The organism is Vulcanisaeta distributa DSM 14429, assembly GCF_000148385.1.
In the GTDB taxonomy this organism is placed as follows: domain Archaea; phylum Thermoproteota; class Thermoprotei; order Thermoproteales; family Thermocladiaceae; genus Vulcanisaeta; species Vulcanisaeta distributa.
The window spans coordinates 1,061,380-1,077,301 of record NC_014537.1; the positions used below are offsets into that span (position 1 = coordinate 1,061,380).

18 protein-coding genes are annotated in these 15,922 nt (G+C 43.7%); 12 read left to right on the top strand and 6 right to left on the bottom strand.

Features of this window, described 5'->3' with window-relative positions; all coding sequences use genetic code 11:
• Positions 1-22: 22 nt before the first annotated feature.
• The 4 genes from VDIS_RS05510 to VDIS_RS05525 form a co-directional block, all read right to left on the bottom strand.
• Positions 23-1,783: a hypothetical protein gene (locus tag VDIS_RS05510; RefSeq protein ID WP_148678248.1), complete on the bottom strand. Its 1,761-nt coding sequence runs from the start codon at positions 1,781-1,783 to the stop codon at positions 23-25.
• Positions 1,784-1,870: 87 nt separating this feature from the next.
• Positions 1,871-2,731: a type VII toxin-antitoxin system MntA family adenylyltransferase antitoxin gene (gene mntA, locus VDIS_RS05515; protein WP_013336231.1), complete on the bottom strand. Its 861-nt coding sequence runs from the start codon at positions 2,729-2,731 to the stop codon at positions 1,871-1,873.
• Positions 2,732-2,884: 153 nt separating this feature from the next.
• On the bottom strand, positions 2,885-3,475 hold the full coding sequence (locus tag VDIS_RS05520; protein ID WP_216086144.1) for a hypothetical protein: 591 nt from the start codon (positions 3,473-3,475) through the stop codon (positions 2,885-2,887).
• Positions 3,476-3,551: 76 nt separating this feature from the next.
• Complete coding sequence (locus VDIS_RS05525) at positions 3,552-4,193, bottom strand: hypothetical protein (protein ID WP_013336233.1); 642 nt, start codon at positions 4,191-4,193, stop codon at positions 3,552-3,554.
• A 138-nt stretch (positions 4,194-4,331) separates the two neighbouring features.
• Between VDIS_RS05525 and VDIS_RS05530 the strand changes: the two genes are divergently transcribed.
• From VDIS_RS05530 to VDIS_RS05545, 4 genes are all read left to right on the top strand, one after another.
• Positions 4,332-5,051, top strand: a complete 720-nt coding sequence (locus VDIS_RS05530) for a tRNA(His) guanylyltransferase Thg1 family protein (RefSeq protein ID WP_013336234.1) — start codon at positions 4,332-4,334, stop codon at positions 5,049-5,051.
• A 46-nt stretch (positions 5,052-5,097) separates the two neighbouring features.
• Positions 5,098-5,736 carry a TenA family protein gene (locus tag VDIS_RS05535; protein ID WP_013336235.1) on the top strand — a complete coding sequence of 213 codons (639 nt, stop codon included), beginning with the start codon at positions 5,098-5,100 and terminating at the stop codon, positions 5,734-5,736.
• Between the two features lie 130 nt (positions 5,737-5,866).
• Entirely contained in the window at positions 5,867-6,277 is a 411-nt protein-coding gene (locus VDIS_RS05540; protein WP_013336236.1) for a hypothetical protein, read from the top strand.
• Between the two features lie 331 nt (positions 6,278-6,608).
• Positions 6,609-7,064, top strand: a complete 456-nt coding sequence (locus VDIS_RS05545) for a hypothetical protein (protein ID WP_013336237.1) — start codon at positions 6,609-6,611, stop codon at positions 7,062-7,064.
• 6 nt (positions 7,065-7,070) lie between these two features.
• Here the strand turns inward: VDIS_RS05545 and VDIS_RS05550 are convergent, their stop codons facing one another.
• Positions 7,071-7,895, bottom strand: coding sequence for a DMT family transporter (locus VDIS_RS05550; protein ID WP_013336238.1), 825 nt, complete (start codon positions 7,893-7,895; stop codon positions 7,071-7,073).
• 99 nt (positions 7,896-7,994) lie between these two features.
• Between VDIS_RS05550 and VDIS_RS05555 the strand changes: the two genes are divergently transcribed.
• From VDIS_RS05555 to VDIS_RS05570, 4 genes are read left to right on the top strand one after another with little or no spacing between them, the layout of a single operon-like run.
• A complete protein-coding gene (locus VDIS_RS05555; RefSeq protein WP_052885778.1) occupies positions 7,995-8,576 on the top strand; it encodes a hypothetical protein in 582 nt (193 codons plus the stop codon).
• The gene (locus VDIS_RS05560; RefSeq protein WP_013336240.1) at positions 8,577-9,218 is read left to right on the top strand and encodes an MBL fold metallo-hydrolase; all 642 of its coding nucleotides are present in this window, start codon (positions 8,577-8,579) and stop codon (positions 9,216-9,218) included.
• A gap of 35 nt (positions 9,219-9,253) precedes the next feature.
• Positions 9,254-9,937 (top strand): hypothetical protein, encoded by a 684-nt coding sequence (locus tag VDIS_RS05565; protein ID WP_013336241.1) that lies wholly within the window; start codon positions 9,254-9,256, stop codon positions 9,935-9,937.
• A complete protein-coding gene (locus VDIS_RS05570) occupies positions 9,859-11,019 on the top strand; it encodes a hypothetical protein (RefSeq protein ID WP_148678250.1) in 1,161 nt (386 codons plus the stop codon). The genes VDIS_RS05565 and VDIS_RS05570 overlap by 79 nt, the downstream gene beginning before the upstream one ends.
• Positions 11,020-11,046: 27 nt before the next feature.
• Here the strand turns inward: VDIS_RS05570 and VDIS_RS05575 are convergent, their stop codons facing one another.
• Positions 11,047-12,732, bottom strand: a complete 1,686-nt coding sequence (locus VDIS_RS05575; RefSeq protein ID WP_148678251.1) for a hypothetical protein — start codon at positions 12,730-12,732, stop codon at positions 11,047-11,049.
• Between the two features lie 139 nt (positions 12,733-12,871).
• Here VDIS_RS05575 and VDIS_RS05580 point away from each other — a divergent pair, with 139 nt between their 5' ends.
• From VDIS_RS05580 to VDIS_RS05595, 4 genes are all read left to right on the top strand, one after another.
• Positions 12,872-13,285: a nucleotidyltransferase family protein gene (locus VDIS_RS05580; RefSeq protein ID WP_013336244.1), complete on the top strand. Its 414-nt coding sequence runs from the start codon at positions 12,872-12,874 to the stop codon at positions 13,283-13,285.
• On the top strand, positions 13,273-13,689 hold the full coding sequence (locus VDIS_RS05585; protein ID WP_013336245.1) for a DUF86 domain-containing protein: 417 nt from the start codon (positions 13,273-13,275) through the stop codon (positions 13,687-13,689). Before VDIS_RS05580 ends, VDIS_RS05585 begins: the two co-directional genes overlap by 13 nt.
• A 45-nt stretch (positions 13,690-13,734) precedes the next feature.
• Positions 13,735-14,472 (top strand): creatininase family protein, encoded by a 738-nt coding sequence (locus VDIS_RS05590; protein WP_013336246.1) that lies wholly within the window; start codon positions 13,735-13,737, stop codon positions 14,470-14,472.
• A gap of 415 nt (positions 14,473-14,887) precedes the next feature.
• Positions 14,888-15,784, top strand: coding sequence for a hypothetical protein (locus tag VDIS_RS05595; protein WP_013336247.1), 897 nt, complete (start codon positions 14,888-14,890; stop codon positions 15,782-15,784).
• Positions 15,785-15,922 lie beyond the last annotated feature (138 nt).

Consider the following 15,922-nt stretch of genomic DNA (forward strand, 5'->3'; position numbering starts at 1 on the left):
AAATACCTTCTTTAAACCATAATCATGGTCCACAGCTTTGGAGTTCGGCATATATCGTTATTGTCGTAGTTGATGAGCCATACCCTATCGAGCCTTGTGGTGTGGTATAGCCATTATAACTAAACTTAATGTAATACGTATTGTAGGGTACACCGTAGTTGAATATGGTCCAGGGTATACTAACGACAGCAGGTTGGTGAGGTGGTGAGCCATCAATGCTTGTCGGTATTGTAAATGTGCCACTCCAAACAACTGAACCCTGGGAGTTATAGACCGTGGCGGTCACCGTGCCGCCGGGCACTAACAATGGTGAATTGCCTATCGAAACATAGACCGTCCAGTTATAGGAATTAATTGGTATGCATGGATTAAAAATGACGCCAGGACCATCAACATAAATGGACGTACCACTTGAGTAACTACCCAGCCCAGTAACGTTAAAGCCGAGAATGAACGGATAATAGAAATAATTTCCCGAAGAACTACTATACTTAACTGGGAGAGCAGCAACAAATAAGTCACCACTACCATAGCTAGATAATAAGTTATTGAATTGATTAATGAGTATTTCTACTATACTAACCTTTATTGTAGTTACTTGTACACCAGCTGCAAGATTAGCCAATATGAAGCCAGGGATGCTGAGGGATTTACCCAGTGTCTGTGCTATGTATGCTATTATTAAACCCACTGGTATTGTACCGCTGAAGCCGAAGGGTGGGCTATATGCCTGGACATTGCTAAACCAATAATTATATGTCTTACCACCGCCTACGTATATTTCATCAAACGGCACATACTGAGGACTGTAGCCAGTATACGCCTTATACAGATTCAAGAATCCGTTTAAGTAGGTAATATCAGAGGACGTACCTATACCACTCAATATTGAGGCTACGAAGGCTTCATATGCGTATTGATTAGTTGGACCCGTTATACAGTATAATTGCAGTGTGGCGACCCCTATTGTACCGTTTTGATACAGAAAACCAGCGCTGGGCTGGCTTAATCCAAAACCTAGTGCATTCCAATTTGAGGAACTTGTGTACGTTGAATATCCAATGAACTTGTAGGTAACCGATGTCGAGCCTCCCTGGGCTAATCCCATAGATGCGTAGAAGTACACGGTTGCGGTTGTTGTCTGTGTAGAATACGCGCCAAGTGCGCCTCCTAGGTAGTTTGGTACATTGTCGTAGACCCAGGCTATTGGTATCTTTATGATGGGTGTTTGCCAGGATTTAGATGTTATATTGACCCACCAGCACCCGGGTGGCGCTGGTGGTGTTGGTACCTGCGGTTTAGTTAATGCCTTTGCTAATTGATAGGTATTGGTGAGGTTCAGGCTTACTGTCATGTAGTTTAGCCTAGCCATGCTAAGCATTGGGTTATTTATCGTGCTTAATAACGTACCTGGTTCATACGCTGTGAACATCATGTCGTAGTAAACCGTTGAACCACTCACGTAGGTAGCCACGACCTCAATACCAACCCCTTCACTGCCGTAACCCTTGGCAACCCACTCACTCGCTATTTTACTAAGTACGGTTATGGGCACTCTAACCACCCCATTGGATGCCGTGCCGCTCCACACCTCGATCAGCGATTCATTATGGCCTGGCGGTAATACGGCGAAGACCTGGACGTAGGCATTCACGGGCTTTTTACCAACAACATTAACTACAATACTTGGAGTTAAGTAACCTAGGGAATAGGCAGTTATCGCCAGAGCCACCACTATTATTAAAAGTGATATTGAAACCCACACCTTGAACGAGCTATGCATAATCACCACCACTCTTAATACCTTTGGCATTTTTTACTTAACTGTTCACTTAAAATTCTCCCTGCAATTAATAATGCACTACTATTGTTAACCACGAGTAAGTAATGTGCTATAGTACCGGGCGAGCCTCGGCTTAAGGTCCAGGAACTCCTTAATCATCTTAACCTCAAAGTTAATCCTCCTTTCAGGGTCCCTATCTAGGATTAGGACACCCCTGCTCACAGCCTCGTATGTCAGTAATAACGGTGCCTTATTAAGGTGAACGAGGTCGACCTTAAGCCCAAGCACATCCTCTAAGGTAATCATAACGCTCACGAACTCCTTCCAGCTCAACTCCCTATTCGTGAATATGGCAATATCGATATCACTTCCTGGGTGTGCCCTACCAATTGCTCTTGATCCAAATACATATGCGAATACCACGAAGTCCAACCTCTCCAATACCTGCCTTGCCTTATTAATTAAATTCGTCAATTCCCCACTACTATTAATGGACTGACTATCTGCAGGATCTATCGACTTATCCCTAATAAAATTACTAATCTCGTTAATTACCCTATCTAATTCATCAACCTCATTTAAAGCCTCAATCAGTCTCTCGGGATCTATCACAGCATAACCATGGACAAGCACATTCCTAAAGCCAATCCACAATTCAAACAGCCTACCAGTTTCATCACTAAGGATGTTAGCGTTCATCAATATTCTTGCAATATCCCTATATCTCTCGGGTTTATTAAGATTAAGAATTGAGCACAGCCTCATACCAGCATTAATGAGGGACTCAACGGCCAGGTGCAGGTAACGCTCAACAGCGCCCTTAAGCATTAAATCCCCTCTTAAATCATTGACAGCTCTCACTCTGTCCCTGATCGACCTCAGAATATTCACATAACTCCTAGCCATTGCTAATCTATCATTAATTATCACACTACCACGCCAAATCATACATCCTTACCCAATCTAAAAAACCTTGCACATCTCAACTGCAAGAACTTAATGAGGATCCATCAGCGCGCAGGTCTTGGGTTCCTCACCCATCAGATCCGTCCCCGCTTCACATCACCCATTTGATAAGGCTATGCCCATTAATAACTCTTTTTAGGGTGTCAACGCCTTAACGGCCTTCTTAGCCATGTATCTTCTCGACCAAAGGAGGGTTACGTAGGCCAGGGCAAACCAAACGGCGAAGGCCACGGGTATAGTGTAGAAGGTTAGTAACGCGTAATAAACCTCAGACACGCCGGTCCCAAACCATTGCCAAGCTAACTCATTCTGTGGAGATGCGGGTGGCACAATCACCCCGCCAGGTTCATGACCAGTGGCTGCGGCGTATAGGTTAGTATAGGCTGCCCATATATTAACGTAAATAGATTGTAGAGTGGCTACGAGCATTATTAGAAACATGGGTAACATATAGACCACCGCACTTATGTAGTTATTAATACCCACGTCACGGAACAGGTACGGTATTAACACTAAATCCAGCGCGAAGGATGCGATGACATACAGGATAAATGATACAACTTCCCACGTAGGAGGAGGTATAACTGTTTCTTTAAACGCATCAAGTAAGGACTTAGGCTCTGGAAACATTGATGAAAATACTCCATACATGGCACTTGGTATACTGAAAAATAAGATTATAACTGAGGCATAGATATACTTAAGGATCAACCTTTTCCTCTTCACATCCATAGGGCAGCACCTATAGAATTATCAAGCAATGGACTATTTTTAAAGTTTGATAATGAGACTAACATGGAGATCAACCTGTTATTGTTATTGATGAACAACCTGGAGATCCGCCGTTTATACCCATAGTAGCATAAGCATAGGCACAGCCTTCATATGTATATGGCATGTTTGGCGTCCAGTATCCATTAATTGACGCGGTAAAATAGCCAAGTGTAGGTCCATTAGGTGCGTAGCTTACTGGACCAACACCCCAATACCATGCGTAAGCGCCATTATACACTATGTAATTTAGGGTCACAGAATAAGTTTCGTAACCACTCCCTTCAGGATAATTAACCGTGCCGTACGGCGCTGGGTTAGCTGGAGGCCCAAATGGATCATATATGTAAACTTTAAAGTAGTAGTTAGACGGAGATATGCTTGACCATGACGCCATAGTATAGCCGCACCATCCATCAAAGGCTACGGTGCTACCTGCCGGAGCCGTTGATGAGGACCACTTCCAACCGCAGCTATAATAAATCGTTACCTGCGGTTTGTTTCCTCCTGGTTGCATTGCGAGTACCATTGTTATTGTTGGTGGGTTTATTAATTGATATATGTGCATGCCCATGAACCATGCCGTGATTATTAGTAAGACGATTGCGCCATAGGTGTAGAGCCTATCCTTTAACTGGGCCGGGTTTATCCTGGGCCAGTCTATGTCCGCCATACTAAGTATGGCGCGTGACTGGACTTTTTTAACTCGGGTGCTCACTTAAAATGCTTCGTTAGTTATATCAATTGCTTTACGTTGATTGTTCATGGGCTTATTTTTAAATGGCTTCTTCCTGACTAGTTCGTGAGTTTAATGGGTAGTGTTGACGTGCTTAGTCTGCTAGTTAGTGCTAATCCCGTGGAGTTGGAGAGGGATTTTGATTCCAGGGTAATCACCAGCATCGTTAAGCCGCCGATAGTTGTTAGGCTTGATGGGGCTGGCTTTGGTAAGGCCCTTAGGGACTTCACCTGGCCTAGGGATGAGAGGGTTCATAGGGCGTTGCTCAGGGCAGCTATGGAGTTGATGAGGACCTTCTCGGGTGAGTACGCGCTTGTGATTAGTGATGAGATTAACGTATTCCTCCTTAGTTACATGCCATTTAATGGCCGTGAGTACAAGTTGGTAAGCTCAATGGCTGGGTTGGCGTCAGCTATCGTGAGTAATGCCCTTAATAGGGTCCTTTACTTCGACGCTAGGGTTATTCCGCTTAATGATTCCTGCCATGACGTTGCCAGGTACATGCTTTATAGGGTTAGGGTTGGCTTCAATAATTACCACGTGGAAATAGCCCAAAGAAGTAGGGCGGTCCCACCGGAGAGTACTCCGCACATAGTTGATGTAATTAAGGCTCTGGGCGGTCCAAGGCTCACCTGGGAGTCCCTGGGCACATGCCTAGTCAGGGCAAGGGTTGAGCTTGAGGGCGTTGATAAGAGGAGTGGTGAAAGGGTTAGGTATGTTAGGAGGAGGATCATTGAGAGGAATCCAATAGATGTAATTAACGAACTTAATAGGTGCGGTTCTAATGTTCAATAAGTTTGTTAATGATATTTAATAACTAGGTGATTATGGGATTAAACGTATGGTTAGTACTCATGAGATACTCAGGAACTTAGTGAGCGATCTATGGAATAAGTACACTAGGCATGAGTTCGTTGAGAGGCTCAGGGATGGCTCATTACCGATGGACGTATTCAGGTATTACTTAATCCAGGACACGAAGTACGTGAAGGAGATGCAGAAGGCCGTGATTAAGGCGGCGAGTAAGGCACCACTTAATGAGGCCATTGACGTATTAACGGCCGTGTTCAGCAATGTCGAGAGGGGTGCGGAGGTTCATGAGAGGTTATTTCGTGATTTATCGATAACGGAGGATGAGGTTAATAATACGGGGTTTAACCTAGTCAACTACGCATACACCAGGCACCTGTATTACTATGCATCGTTGGGTTGGCCTCAGTTCCTTGCCGCCTGGGCACCATGCATGTGGGGTTACCACGAGATTGGTAGGTACGTAGTTGGTACGAGGAATGAATTATTTAATGTGTGGGCTGGATTCTACGCGTCAAATGAATACTGGTCTAGGGTTGAGGCCATATTAAGGGCGCTGGATAAGTATGAGGTAACGCCGGACATGGAGAGGGCGTTTAGGGATAGTGTTAATTTCGAGATAATGTTTTGGGAAGCATCGCTTAGAAGGGACCCAACAGTACTTTACTGAAGCAATTGCGAAATACCGTGATAATTAATTATACTTTAGGCGTAAATCCTTGATTTATGATTCATTTATCGCATAGCACTTACTCATTAAAGGAAGGCTTAAATAATGCCAAAGGGTCATATTGATGTGTATGGACTTAAGCAAGCTAATGAGTCTACTACTCAGTAAAGGTGTGAATTACGTTATTGCCCAACTACCTGGTTGGATTAGTAGGAAGGAGGTCTCCAGGGAGGACGCGGAGTTAATACTCACGTATGCAATGATGAGTAAGCTCGATGATTTAGGCAAGAAAATAGATGGACTAGGCAATAAGATGGATGAGTTAGGTAAGAAAATTGATGCCAGGTTTGATGAGTTGGGTAGAAAGATTGATGATTTACGTAGAGAAATAGATAGCATGCATAAGGAAATGGTTGATAGGCTTGACTTCATAAGCAATCAATTGAGGGTTCTGAACTCAAACATAGCCGCGACCTACGAATTAACGTCGAAGGCAATGACCAGGTTAATGGAAAGTAGTATCGCACCAACACGTACATGATACATTTAAAGGCATTAACCTTTATAGCAGTTATTTGCAGTAGAACCAGTCATATTTAGGAGACTGTTTATACCCTTAAGCGTGGGCGTTGGTCTACATAGCTTTGACGTACTTTATATATGAAATTATAATTAATGCCAATGGTAGTGTTAATACTAATGTCAATGAACGCCACAGTTAAGGCCTTAACGCCAATTTCATCCTAAATAATTTTAAGTTATTTTGTTTACCTGGTATTACATATCCCCTTTTTGGTTTCTCGTAAACGATTACTTAAAACCTTAAATTAAGAATAATGTTTATTAAGGGGAATTGAAACTTAATAATCACAATGAGTGAGGGGTTGAGCGATACAATAACGACAATAATACTCGTGGCAGTAGCTATAGCATTAACTATAGCAATAGTAGTTTGGGTATTTGGGATAGCCGGTAATGCGTCGAAGTCATTTGGCGTTAGGGTAAATATTGAGGGTCCCAGCATGTCGCAGAACAACGCAACATTCATAATCATTAATTCAGGCACGGAGTACGTAGAATTGGCATATATTGTTATCAACAATGCCGAATTCATATCAAGTAATAGGTGCGTCATACCACCTGGGGGCTCCGCATTGTTGACTATAATTAGTAATGGAACGCACTACGTGGATGTAGTACTGAGGGTTGGGAATTGCACCGTGAATTACAATGGCGATTCCAGGATTTACGGCATAAACACGGCAGAGGCGGTATTTACCAACGGCCAGCAAGTTCTTTACGAAACGCTGAACCTACAAAGCCAATGAGACTTGTTAGGCCCTTAACTGCGATATTAGAACGCCAGCGAGTGTTATTGCCGAGCCTATTATCTCCATTTCCGTGGGTACCTTATCAAGTATTAATAGGGCAAATAAGTATGCGGATGCAGGTACGAGTATCGACATCGAACTTGCCGTCACGGGGCCAAGGTCCTTAACACCAAGGAACCAAAGTAGAAAGCCCATTACCTGAGCCACCAACGCAACAATTATGCCCCACGCAACGGCATTTAGTGTTAATTCCATGTGTGGGCTGATAATGAGTGTTGGTGCCGCTATTAATGCTGATATGACCGCCATTGAGGCATTTAATCTAATGAGGTCCTCATTAACTAGGTTTCTCCTGTAATAATGAGTGCCCAATGCCCATACAAAGCCACCAAGTATTGCAATGGCATCGCCGATGTCGAAACTATAAACACCAACGGCTATCAATAAGCCACTAAACGCCAGTATAATGCCGATGACCTGTAGAGCCGTTGGTCTCTCGCCATACAATACAATTGAGAGTATGAGTACGAATATTGGCTGTGTGTAGACTAGCACCGAGATTAATGCTGGGTTTGAGCTGTACTTAATGGCGATGTTCAGGAAAACCACGAATAGGGCTCCATTTAGTAATGCGTTGATTACATACTTACGATTTATCGTTAATCCCCTACCAATTAGGAGTAGAACTAATCCACCAACGCCGAATCTATACATCGTGAGTACAAAGGGCGACATGTAATACATGGCCACCTTAGATATGGAGTATGACGAACCCCAGGCAGCTAGGACACCAATCATTGCCAGGTAACCACGTAATTTATTATTCATAACCTGGCTGCATGGTTTACATGGACTGTTATAAAGATTACTACATACCGTTTAACTCCACAAAGCATTTAAGGGATACATAAGAATATGCCTATTGATATGGGCTTAAACACGAAGGTCCTTAGTAGGCTTGCTTGGTTCTATACTGGTTTCGTGATTGTTAACTTTGCATCCTTACTATGGCTATTCATAACCAGCTACCTAACCATATACACGGATATACCACTGCCATACTTCATGCTATACATACCCAGTAACATTGCCGTACTAGCCCTAATAACCCTAGCCCTAATCCTAGGCCTATATGTATATTTGGGCGTTGTTCTCATACGTGGCGGTCTTGAGAGGGGTTACGTGCCAACGGCCTTCGCAGCAGCGATGGTTATAGGCATAGTCCTATTATTTATTAGGCAGTTCATAGCCTCATTAATCTCCTTAATAATTGCCCTGGCGCTTATGGTTGGTGTCTATGCGGTACTAACGAGTATTGCAACGCATAGGGCATCGAGGTATATGTGGCTAGTAAGTACCCTACTCATCATAGTCACCGTGATACTGGCTTTAATAAGTAGGTCTGTCGTGAATTACGTAGTGGCTACGATACAATCACTATCAATACTCGCCTGTGCGATTGAGGTATGGTTAATAATGGGCAGGCAAAGCCAAAGTGTAGTGACCTAAATGCTCAACGTTGAGGTAGTGGTTGTTGGGCCTCTCGAAACCAATTGTTACCTGGTATGTGATGGTAATTCCTGTGTAATCATTGATCCTGGAGATGAGGCCGAGAGCATACTAAATGCCTTAGGTAATAGGAGGGCCCTAGCCGTGATCGCGACACACCTACACTTTGATCATGTGGGTGCAGTTAAGGAATTGACCGAGCACCTGGGCATTCCATTCATGGTGCATAGTCTGGATTGGGAATTGAAAGAAGTATTCAACGAATTAGCCGCAGTGTGGGGATTCACAAAACCCGAACTGCCGGAGCCCGTGTTTATCAGTGAGGGTTTAGAACTGCCGCTTAACCTAAGGGTAATCCACACGCCAGGGCACACGCCAGGTTCAATCTCGATAGTTGGGGATGACTTCGTAATTACGGGCGACACACTCTTCGCAGGTAGTGTCGGTAGGACGGACCTACCTGGGGGCGATATGGATAAACTCAGGAGGTCCGTGTGCAGGTTGTACAGGGAGCTACCCGACAACTTCATTGTTTACCCAGGCCATGGGCCATCAACCACGATCGGTGAGGAGAAGATTAACAATTTAATAATACCAATGGAGGTTTGCTCGGATGAGGCAGGGCGCACTGGTTATGAATAGCCGGTGCAAAAAAGCTCGTGATTGGGATGACCACTATGCCTAGGCAAAGGCACCTACGCATAATAACCCTGGCAATACTTCTGGCTGCCGCACTGTCAATAACCCTGATAACCCTCGCCCAATCACAAGCCCAACCAAGGCCCTTCATGACGCTCAAGGGCGAGGCATCACTCATAGATTACTACAACGTGAGCGGCATCACGGCGCTAATGCTGGTAATACGCGCATACCTAAATAACACGCCAGCGCCAATCACCGTGAGTCTATTCGCATTCACGCCAACGAAGATCTACACCATAGGCTACTACTACGGTGTGGGCGCAGTGACCATAAACCTAGCGAACCCACTAATGATGGAGGTAGCCAGTGCATGGAATGTGGCTGGGCTATGGCCATCACTACTCGCATTCATCATGTACACATCCAATGAGACACATACCGTGAGGTTCATGATCCTGACCATACCTTACGACCCAGGTTGGATAATAAGCAAGGAACACATAGCCATAACCGCATCAGTAAACTTAACCACGGTAAAGCCACTACCAATACCGAGAAATCTAACGAAGTCTATAACCATGCAAACAACCAATACCAAGATAAATACAACAGACCCATATGGGTATACCTACGTGGGTTCATGCATGGGAATAGCGTTCCACAATCACCTTCAAGCCTACCATACGTACCTGGCCTTGGCTCAACTGGCTGGCAATTAGAGAGTTGCTATGAGTTTGAGGGACCAATACCGCTATTCTTCGTGAGTTGGGGCATGGGTGTATGGAGTAACGGTGTTATAAATATAAATGTTGCATTACATAACGGAGAAGCACAAGCAGGTAGTGGATTCCATGCCTCATACGCCATATACAACACCTCAGGTTACTACATTATGTCAACCACATCTAACGAACCAACAATTACCTTTTCACAATCCGTAAGTATGTATCTATATGAACCAATGTGCCAAGCTTATGAGCAACAATTAGCTATTACGCATGGGAATTCCCTTAATTCTGCATGCGTGTATGGACAGCAGGTTTATTACGTGCCAGGCTCTGGCACCGTGTCTATTGGGCCTATTGGGTATGTTGCCACGGTTACGTATTACTACTGTTTATTTCAAGGTGGTTCCTGTACACCTACTTACATCGCTAATGGCACGATGGTGCTAAGCTTAAGTAGCCTATCATATAATTCTGGCGTCCTTATAATCTATCCATATCTTGATATCGGTAATGGTTCGGTAACGAACACCTTAGCCGTATTAATAAGCCAGGGATTAGCCGGTGAAGCATTCTCGGTGCTTGACGGCCAATATATTTCGTATAATCCATCTACTGAATCCTCGCCAACGTATGTCCAAGCCTGTAGTAATGCACCCAGCCCTAGTAATTTATCAAGCAATGTCGTAGAATATGGTTTACAGAAGGTGTTAATGACGTACAACCCGGGCATTCCCGCCTGGGGTGCTGATGTTGGTGGCGTTATTGCTGAGACGGTTCTAGATAAAGTACCACCTATTATTGGGCCGCTCATTGGCTTTGCCGTATCGTACATACTTAATTACTTAATATCATCTACAGTCACCATATACCAGAATTACATCGTAAACATATATACCAATCCCAATACATCGTGGCAGTTCTATACTACTTTTGTGGGTTCGCCAGCCATCACCGCATCCAGTGGTAATGAGTATTACTGGCCTGCAGGCATTATAATTAATGGTAGCGGTTACTACCTGAATTACCTGCCCTATCTATACCCATGGCCTGGCTCTACTGTGTGCCAGGGCTGAGCCTTACTGAGTGAGCTCATTATTTAATTAAAACGCCCTGAGTAATTCCCTAACCTTACCTATCGTCTCATCAATGTTAGTTAGTGATTCCTGGTTTAGGCTTAGCCATAACTCCTTCACTGTCGGTAGTTTATTTAATAGCCGCATTACGGCGCTCGTAATCAGCTGATTGGTCCAATGACCGGTCCTCACAACATCCTGAACCTCAGGTAATCCCTCCCTAATCGCCAATGCCTTAACTACGTAATTGAATGCCCTCCTTAAATTATCAATTGGATATGTGCTGGTTCTTGCCATGTCTAATTCATGCTCTGCACTAAGTATTAGCGCACCTACATCATTTAGGTTAGCTACCCTGCCCAGCACAAGTGTTGTTAAGTAATATAGGTAGGCAATGGTTGGTGCGTATATGATCAGGCCTAGGCTTATGCCCATTATACTCACGAAATTTAGGACGAAACCTATTATTAACATGATTATTGCCAAGCCGATATACTTAATGGTTGGGCTATACGTAGATAGTAACCTATAAGTTGCCGCTAGCGTCATTATGAATCCGGAAAGTGATATTATGGCGCCAATTAAACCCAGAATTGCTGCTGTTATTATACCTTCGATAATCGAGATAGTACTTTGCGTTATTGGTGGAGTTACGTGTTCAATGGCATATATGGCAAGTGGTTCGGCCGTAATGATTATCATTGGGTAGGCAGCCATTAGGAATACTATACCAAATATACTTATTAATGAGCCATAATATCCAATACGGACATTATCATTAATGAGCCCTAACTTGGAAAATCCATCCTTGAGGAAGACCATGGCAATTATGAGTAATGCATCCACCACGTCAATTATCGCCGAAGTGATGGTCATGTAAGTAGCAATACCCGCTAAATTCCCCATTGTTAATCGGCCTTGGGGCGTGACGTATAGTAGGTTTGTCGTTACGTGGTTAAGCACTGTGAGTCCACTTGACAATGCAAGGGCCGGCGGCGGGCTTCCCATGGATATTGATGACATTAGAAATGCGATTGTCATGATTATATTAATGATACTCGTAACCAGGAATATTAGCATGCCACGACCAAAGCGATAAATACCAAACGAAACTAATGAATTGCTGGCAGGTTTTCTTATGGGCTTGATGAGGAGCAAGTAAGTAATAATTAATAGGGCCCCAACTAGTAATGCTAGCATTACAATGAATGTGCCGAAATACGCCCAGTTAGGTCTTGCATTAATTATGGTAGGTACTGGACGTAGAACCACGTATGTGCTTAAATACCTGCAGCTATTACTAATCATTGTCATGTTTAGCCAGGGACCTAACTGGGCATACGCGACGTAATTAGTGATGTTTGTTGGATATACTGCGTAGCTCCAGGTAACTGTTAATTCGGCTGTGTAGAAGAAGGGTGGTTTTGGTGATACGTAGTTAATGGTTTTATTAAGGAATAATATACTGACCTGGGGCGCCCCCTCGCTGAGTGTAATAGGTACGGTTTTATTAAATAAGCCAGCAGTAACTGGGGGCCAATGCACGAGATAGCTTGGGCTCACCTTCACGTAAAATACGACACTGTATGGGAAGCCCGTTGAGGTTAAATTAATGTAAGCGAATATATAGCAACCACCGAGCGCGAATACTGCCTTGGGGACTACCATTAATGCCAGCGCCACAATTAATAGTGGAATTGAACGTTTAACCATGCGTATGGCTGTGATCACCACATAGCCTTTCATAGATTAATGAGTAATTATGCACTAAGAAATAAGTTTTTGCAAACACTTGGGACATGGGGTAAGTGTAAATACTTTAAGTAAGTATGTAATCCTTAGATTGGGCTTAATGCTTGATAAATCAGTGATTGATAGGTTGAGGATGTTTCCATGGAGTAACTACAGCATTTACTACGCGGTTCTCTTTGGTTCCATAGTTAGGAGGGGTTTTGGTGAGGATGTTGATATCGCGGTGGAGTTCGTGGGAGGCCTTGACTTGGGTAGGCACTCACGGCTACTCTTTGACCTGTTTGATTACCTGGGTACGGACAAGGTGGATCTAGTGCCCATTAGCGACAGTGCTGATTGTTACCTGGTTCATGAGGTTTTTAGTGATGGTGTAATACTATACATGGCCAGTGATGATGCATGGCTGAGGATGCATAGGAGGGCTTCGATTTGTGAGGACTTCCTTATTGACGCCAGGAAGTTGGACCTGGTGGCTAATGCGGGTAAGGCCCTGGTGATGAGATGGCGATCCTAAATAAATTGCTAAGTATTATCGAGGATATGACTAGGAGACTCGATGAATTTATTGACCGTGGTTATGATCTAAGTAATTGGCGAGATCAACTGGCGTCAATACACGTACTGCAGGTTCAGGCGCAAGCCTTCATCGACTTATGCCAACGGTTATTATCTAATATGGGCGTTACTGCCGAGGGCTACTCAGGAATTGCCAGGAGGTTAAGAGATATGGGTTTGGTGACGAGTGAGGAGGAGGCCCTAGTCAAGTCGTTAGTGGGTTTCAAGAACGTGGTGGTTCACGGCTACGCCAGCCTAGACCTTAACGTGGTTAATGAAATACCTAGGTCGAGGAGTTATAGGAGGGTCCTCGAACTAGCCCTGGCGCTTAGGGATAGGGCTAGGCAGTACTGGGATCCTTAACCCTGGGTGGTATTGCATTTAAGGGCGTTATCAATTCAATGGTTAATGCGTTGGTGGGAGCTTACCTGGCCTGAGTTTGAAAAGGTCGATAAGACAGTGGCCCTACTACCGACGGGGATTGTCGAGGCCCACGGACCACACCTACCACTGGGTACGGATGCGTTAATGGCCACCTACATAGCCGAGGAGGCCGCAAAGAGGACCAACGTACTCCTACTGCCCACTGTTTGGTATGGGAATACGTACGTGCTCGACAAGTTCCCCGGCACCATATCCATAAGCAATGAGACACTATACATGCTCTACAGGGACATATTCAGGGAAGTGGCTAGGAACGGCATTAGGTACCTAATCGTCATTAACGGGCATGGAGGCAACGCGGACGCCCTAAACATGGCGGCAAAGGACGTGGCAAAGGAGACTAACCTAGTCATAATAATCATAAACTGGTGGATAGACCTAGCAAAGGAAGCCAGGAAGAAGGTTCTAGAAACGCCGGAGGGCCATGCGGCTGAGGACGAGACAAGCGAGGTCTGGGCAGCATACCCAGACCTGGTTAAGTGGGTTCCAAGGGATGGCTCGGCCGATGAGTGGGTTGAGGCGAGGTTTAGGGTGTATGGGAAGGAGGTCTACGCGATGGAGTATACGAAGGCCGTGCAGGGATACCCATCGAGGGCAAGCCAGGAGAAGGGCAAGGCAATACTGGAGGCCGCGGTAAATGAGGTCGTTCAATTAATAAATGACTTAAGAAACGGGAAACTACCGATAACAAAGGTTAGGTAAGGAGATAATTTGCGAATAGTATTATCATTATTAATTGCTTGATAAAATATAATGTAGGTAAGGTTCTGATCCATTAACAATTATATTGGTAGGTATGTAAACATCAACCGTGGACTGGGTATTAGTAATGTATTACTGATTATCGTTGTGCGTAAGCTACTACGATACTTATTTAGGGTATTACATCTTCATATCCGTATGAAGTCACGCTTATTAAGCCATTACTAACGGCTTAGTTATGTGGTGATCTTAAATTCTAATGCGTATCTAACGTGATGCGTGATTTAATGAAGTAATTAATTACTTTAGGCTAGAGCCGGTGAACCCATGATCAATCCACTTATGATTACCCTAGCATTCATGTGGTGATACGTTGTGTAATAAGGCTTTAAAAACGGCGTGAGGTGTTTTGGCGATGAGAAGGGTATTCGTGGTAACCGTATTAGCGATTATTGTGCTTATAATTGCCATAATAATTGCTGTATCAAGATTAGGAGGTCAATCCTCATCGTCCATGAATTACATTAATGACCTCAGGGAATTACTAATCAACGGTTCATTCACTGCGATGTACTATGAAAATGCCACTTACGTCACGATAGGGAGCAATATGCGTTATGAGACTAATGAGCATTTAATTGACTATATGAGTATAGGCTTCATAAATGGAAGTAGGGCATTTGTACGCATAATTAATGTGGTAAATATCACAAACCCACTATACACTACCCCAATCGTTCAGGGATTTGCCTATTGGATAAGTGCGCCCGAGGAATTGTGTATGGCAAATTATATAGTAATGTATAGTGGACGAAACGGCGCCATTATCGACTGCTTAACCCAGGTAAAACCAAACGCAAGCGCCTTATTACTCACGTACTTACCATTTAATGAGTTTTTAGGAAATTATGCGTTAAATATGAGTTATGGGTCAGGATACCTAAACCAATACAATGAAAGTTACGCAGAAGTTATTCATATTAAGTATATAAATGAATCAAGTTGGCATGGAGAGACCACTTACTGCTACAATGTAACTACCATGACTAAGACAATAATGATAAATGAATTATTACCCAAGGCAAACTATACGACACTTGAGAATACCACAGAAATAATTTGCCTACTACCAAACGGCATAGCAACGACACAGGTAATCCATGACACGTCAATAACGTTAATAAATGGAAATGAAATGGCCAAGGTAATCAGTGTGGCGGATAGGCAATTAATGAATTATACGTTAAATTACTTTAACACAACCGCATTTAATGAATTAATCTCAATGGCGAAAAGCCAGAAAAGTAGTTAACCGTGTCGTATGATGGGTTTCGATTAATGGTAAGAACAATGCCGAGGCAACATACTTAGTAACTCCCTATGAAATTAACGTGGTATGAATATTCAATATTCAATTATTACCACTTATTTAATTGCCTTTAATGTCACC

Bases quoted from the DNA above. Each gene is read 5' to 3' on its own strand.
- VDIS_RS05510 (WP_148678248.1), bottom strand. From the start codon at position 1,783: ATGCATAGCTCGTTCAAGGTGTGGGTTTCAATATCACTTTTAATAATA.
- mntA (WP_013336231.1), bottom strand. From the start codon at position 2,731: ATGATTTGGCGTGGTAGTGTGATAATTAATGATAGATTAGCAATGGCT.
- VDIS_RS05525 (WP_013336233.1), bottom strand. From the start codon at position 4,193: ATGGCGGACATAGACTGGCCCAGGATAAACCCGGCCCAGTTAAAGGAT.
- VDIS_RS05530 (WP_013336234.1), top strand. From the start codon at position 4,332: ATGGGTAGTGTTGACGTGCTTAGTCTGCTAGTTAGTGCTAATCCCGTG.
- VDIS_RS05535 (WP_013336235.1), top strand. From the start codon at position 5,098: ATGGTTAGTACTCATGAGATACTCAGGAACTTAGTGAGCGATCTATGG.
- VDIS_RS05540 (WP_013336236.1), top strand. From the start codon at position 5,867: ATGGACTTAAGCAAGCTAATGAGTCTACTACTCAGTAAAGGTGTGAAT.
- VDIS_RS05545 (WP_013336237.1), top strand. From the start codon at position 6,609: ATGAGTGAGGGGTTGAGCGATACAATAACGACAATAATACTCGTGGCA.
- VDIS_RS05550 (WP_013336238.1), bottom strand. From the start codon at position 7,895: ATGAATAATAAATTACGTGGTTACCTGGCAATGATTGGTGTCCTAGCT.
- VDIS_RS05555 (WP_052885778.1), top strand. From the start codon at position 7,995: ATGGGCTTAAACACGAAGGTCCTTAGTAGGCTTGCTTGGTTCTATACT.
- VDIS_RS05560 (WP_013336240.1), top strand. From the start codon at position 8,577: ATGCTCAACGTTGAGGTAGTGGTTGTTGGGCCTCTCGAAACCAATTGT.
- VDIS_RS05565 (WP_013336241.1), top strand. From the start codon at position 9,254: ATGCCTAGGCAAAGGCACCTACGCATAATAACCCTGGCAATACTTCTG.
- VDIS_RS05570 (WP_148678250.1), top strand. From the start codon at position 9,859: ATGCATGGGAATAGCGTTCCACAATCACCTTCAAGCCTACCATACGTA.
- VDIS_RS05575 (WP_148678251.1), bottom strand. From the start codon at position 12,732: ATGGTTAAACGTTCAATTCCACTATTAATTGTGGCGCTGGCATTAATG.
- VDIS_RS05580 (WP_013336244.1), top strand. From the start codon at position 12,872: ATGCTTGATAAATCAGTGATTGATAGGTTGAGGATGTTTCCATGGAGT.
- VDIS_RS05585 (WP_013336245.1), top strand. From the start codon at position 13,273: ATGGCGATCCTAAATAAATTGCTAAGTATTATCGAGGATATGACTAGG.
- VDIS_RS05590 (WP_013336246.1), top strand. From the start codon at position 13,735: ATGCGTTGGTGGGAGCTTACCTGGCCTGAGTTTGAAAAGGTCGATAAG.
- VDIS_RS05595 (WP_013336247.1), top strand. From the start codon at position 14,888: ATGAGAAGGGTATTCGTGGTAACCGTATTAGCGATTATTGTGCTTATA.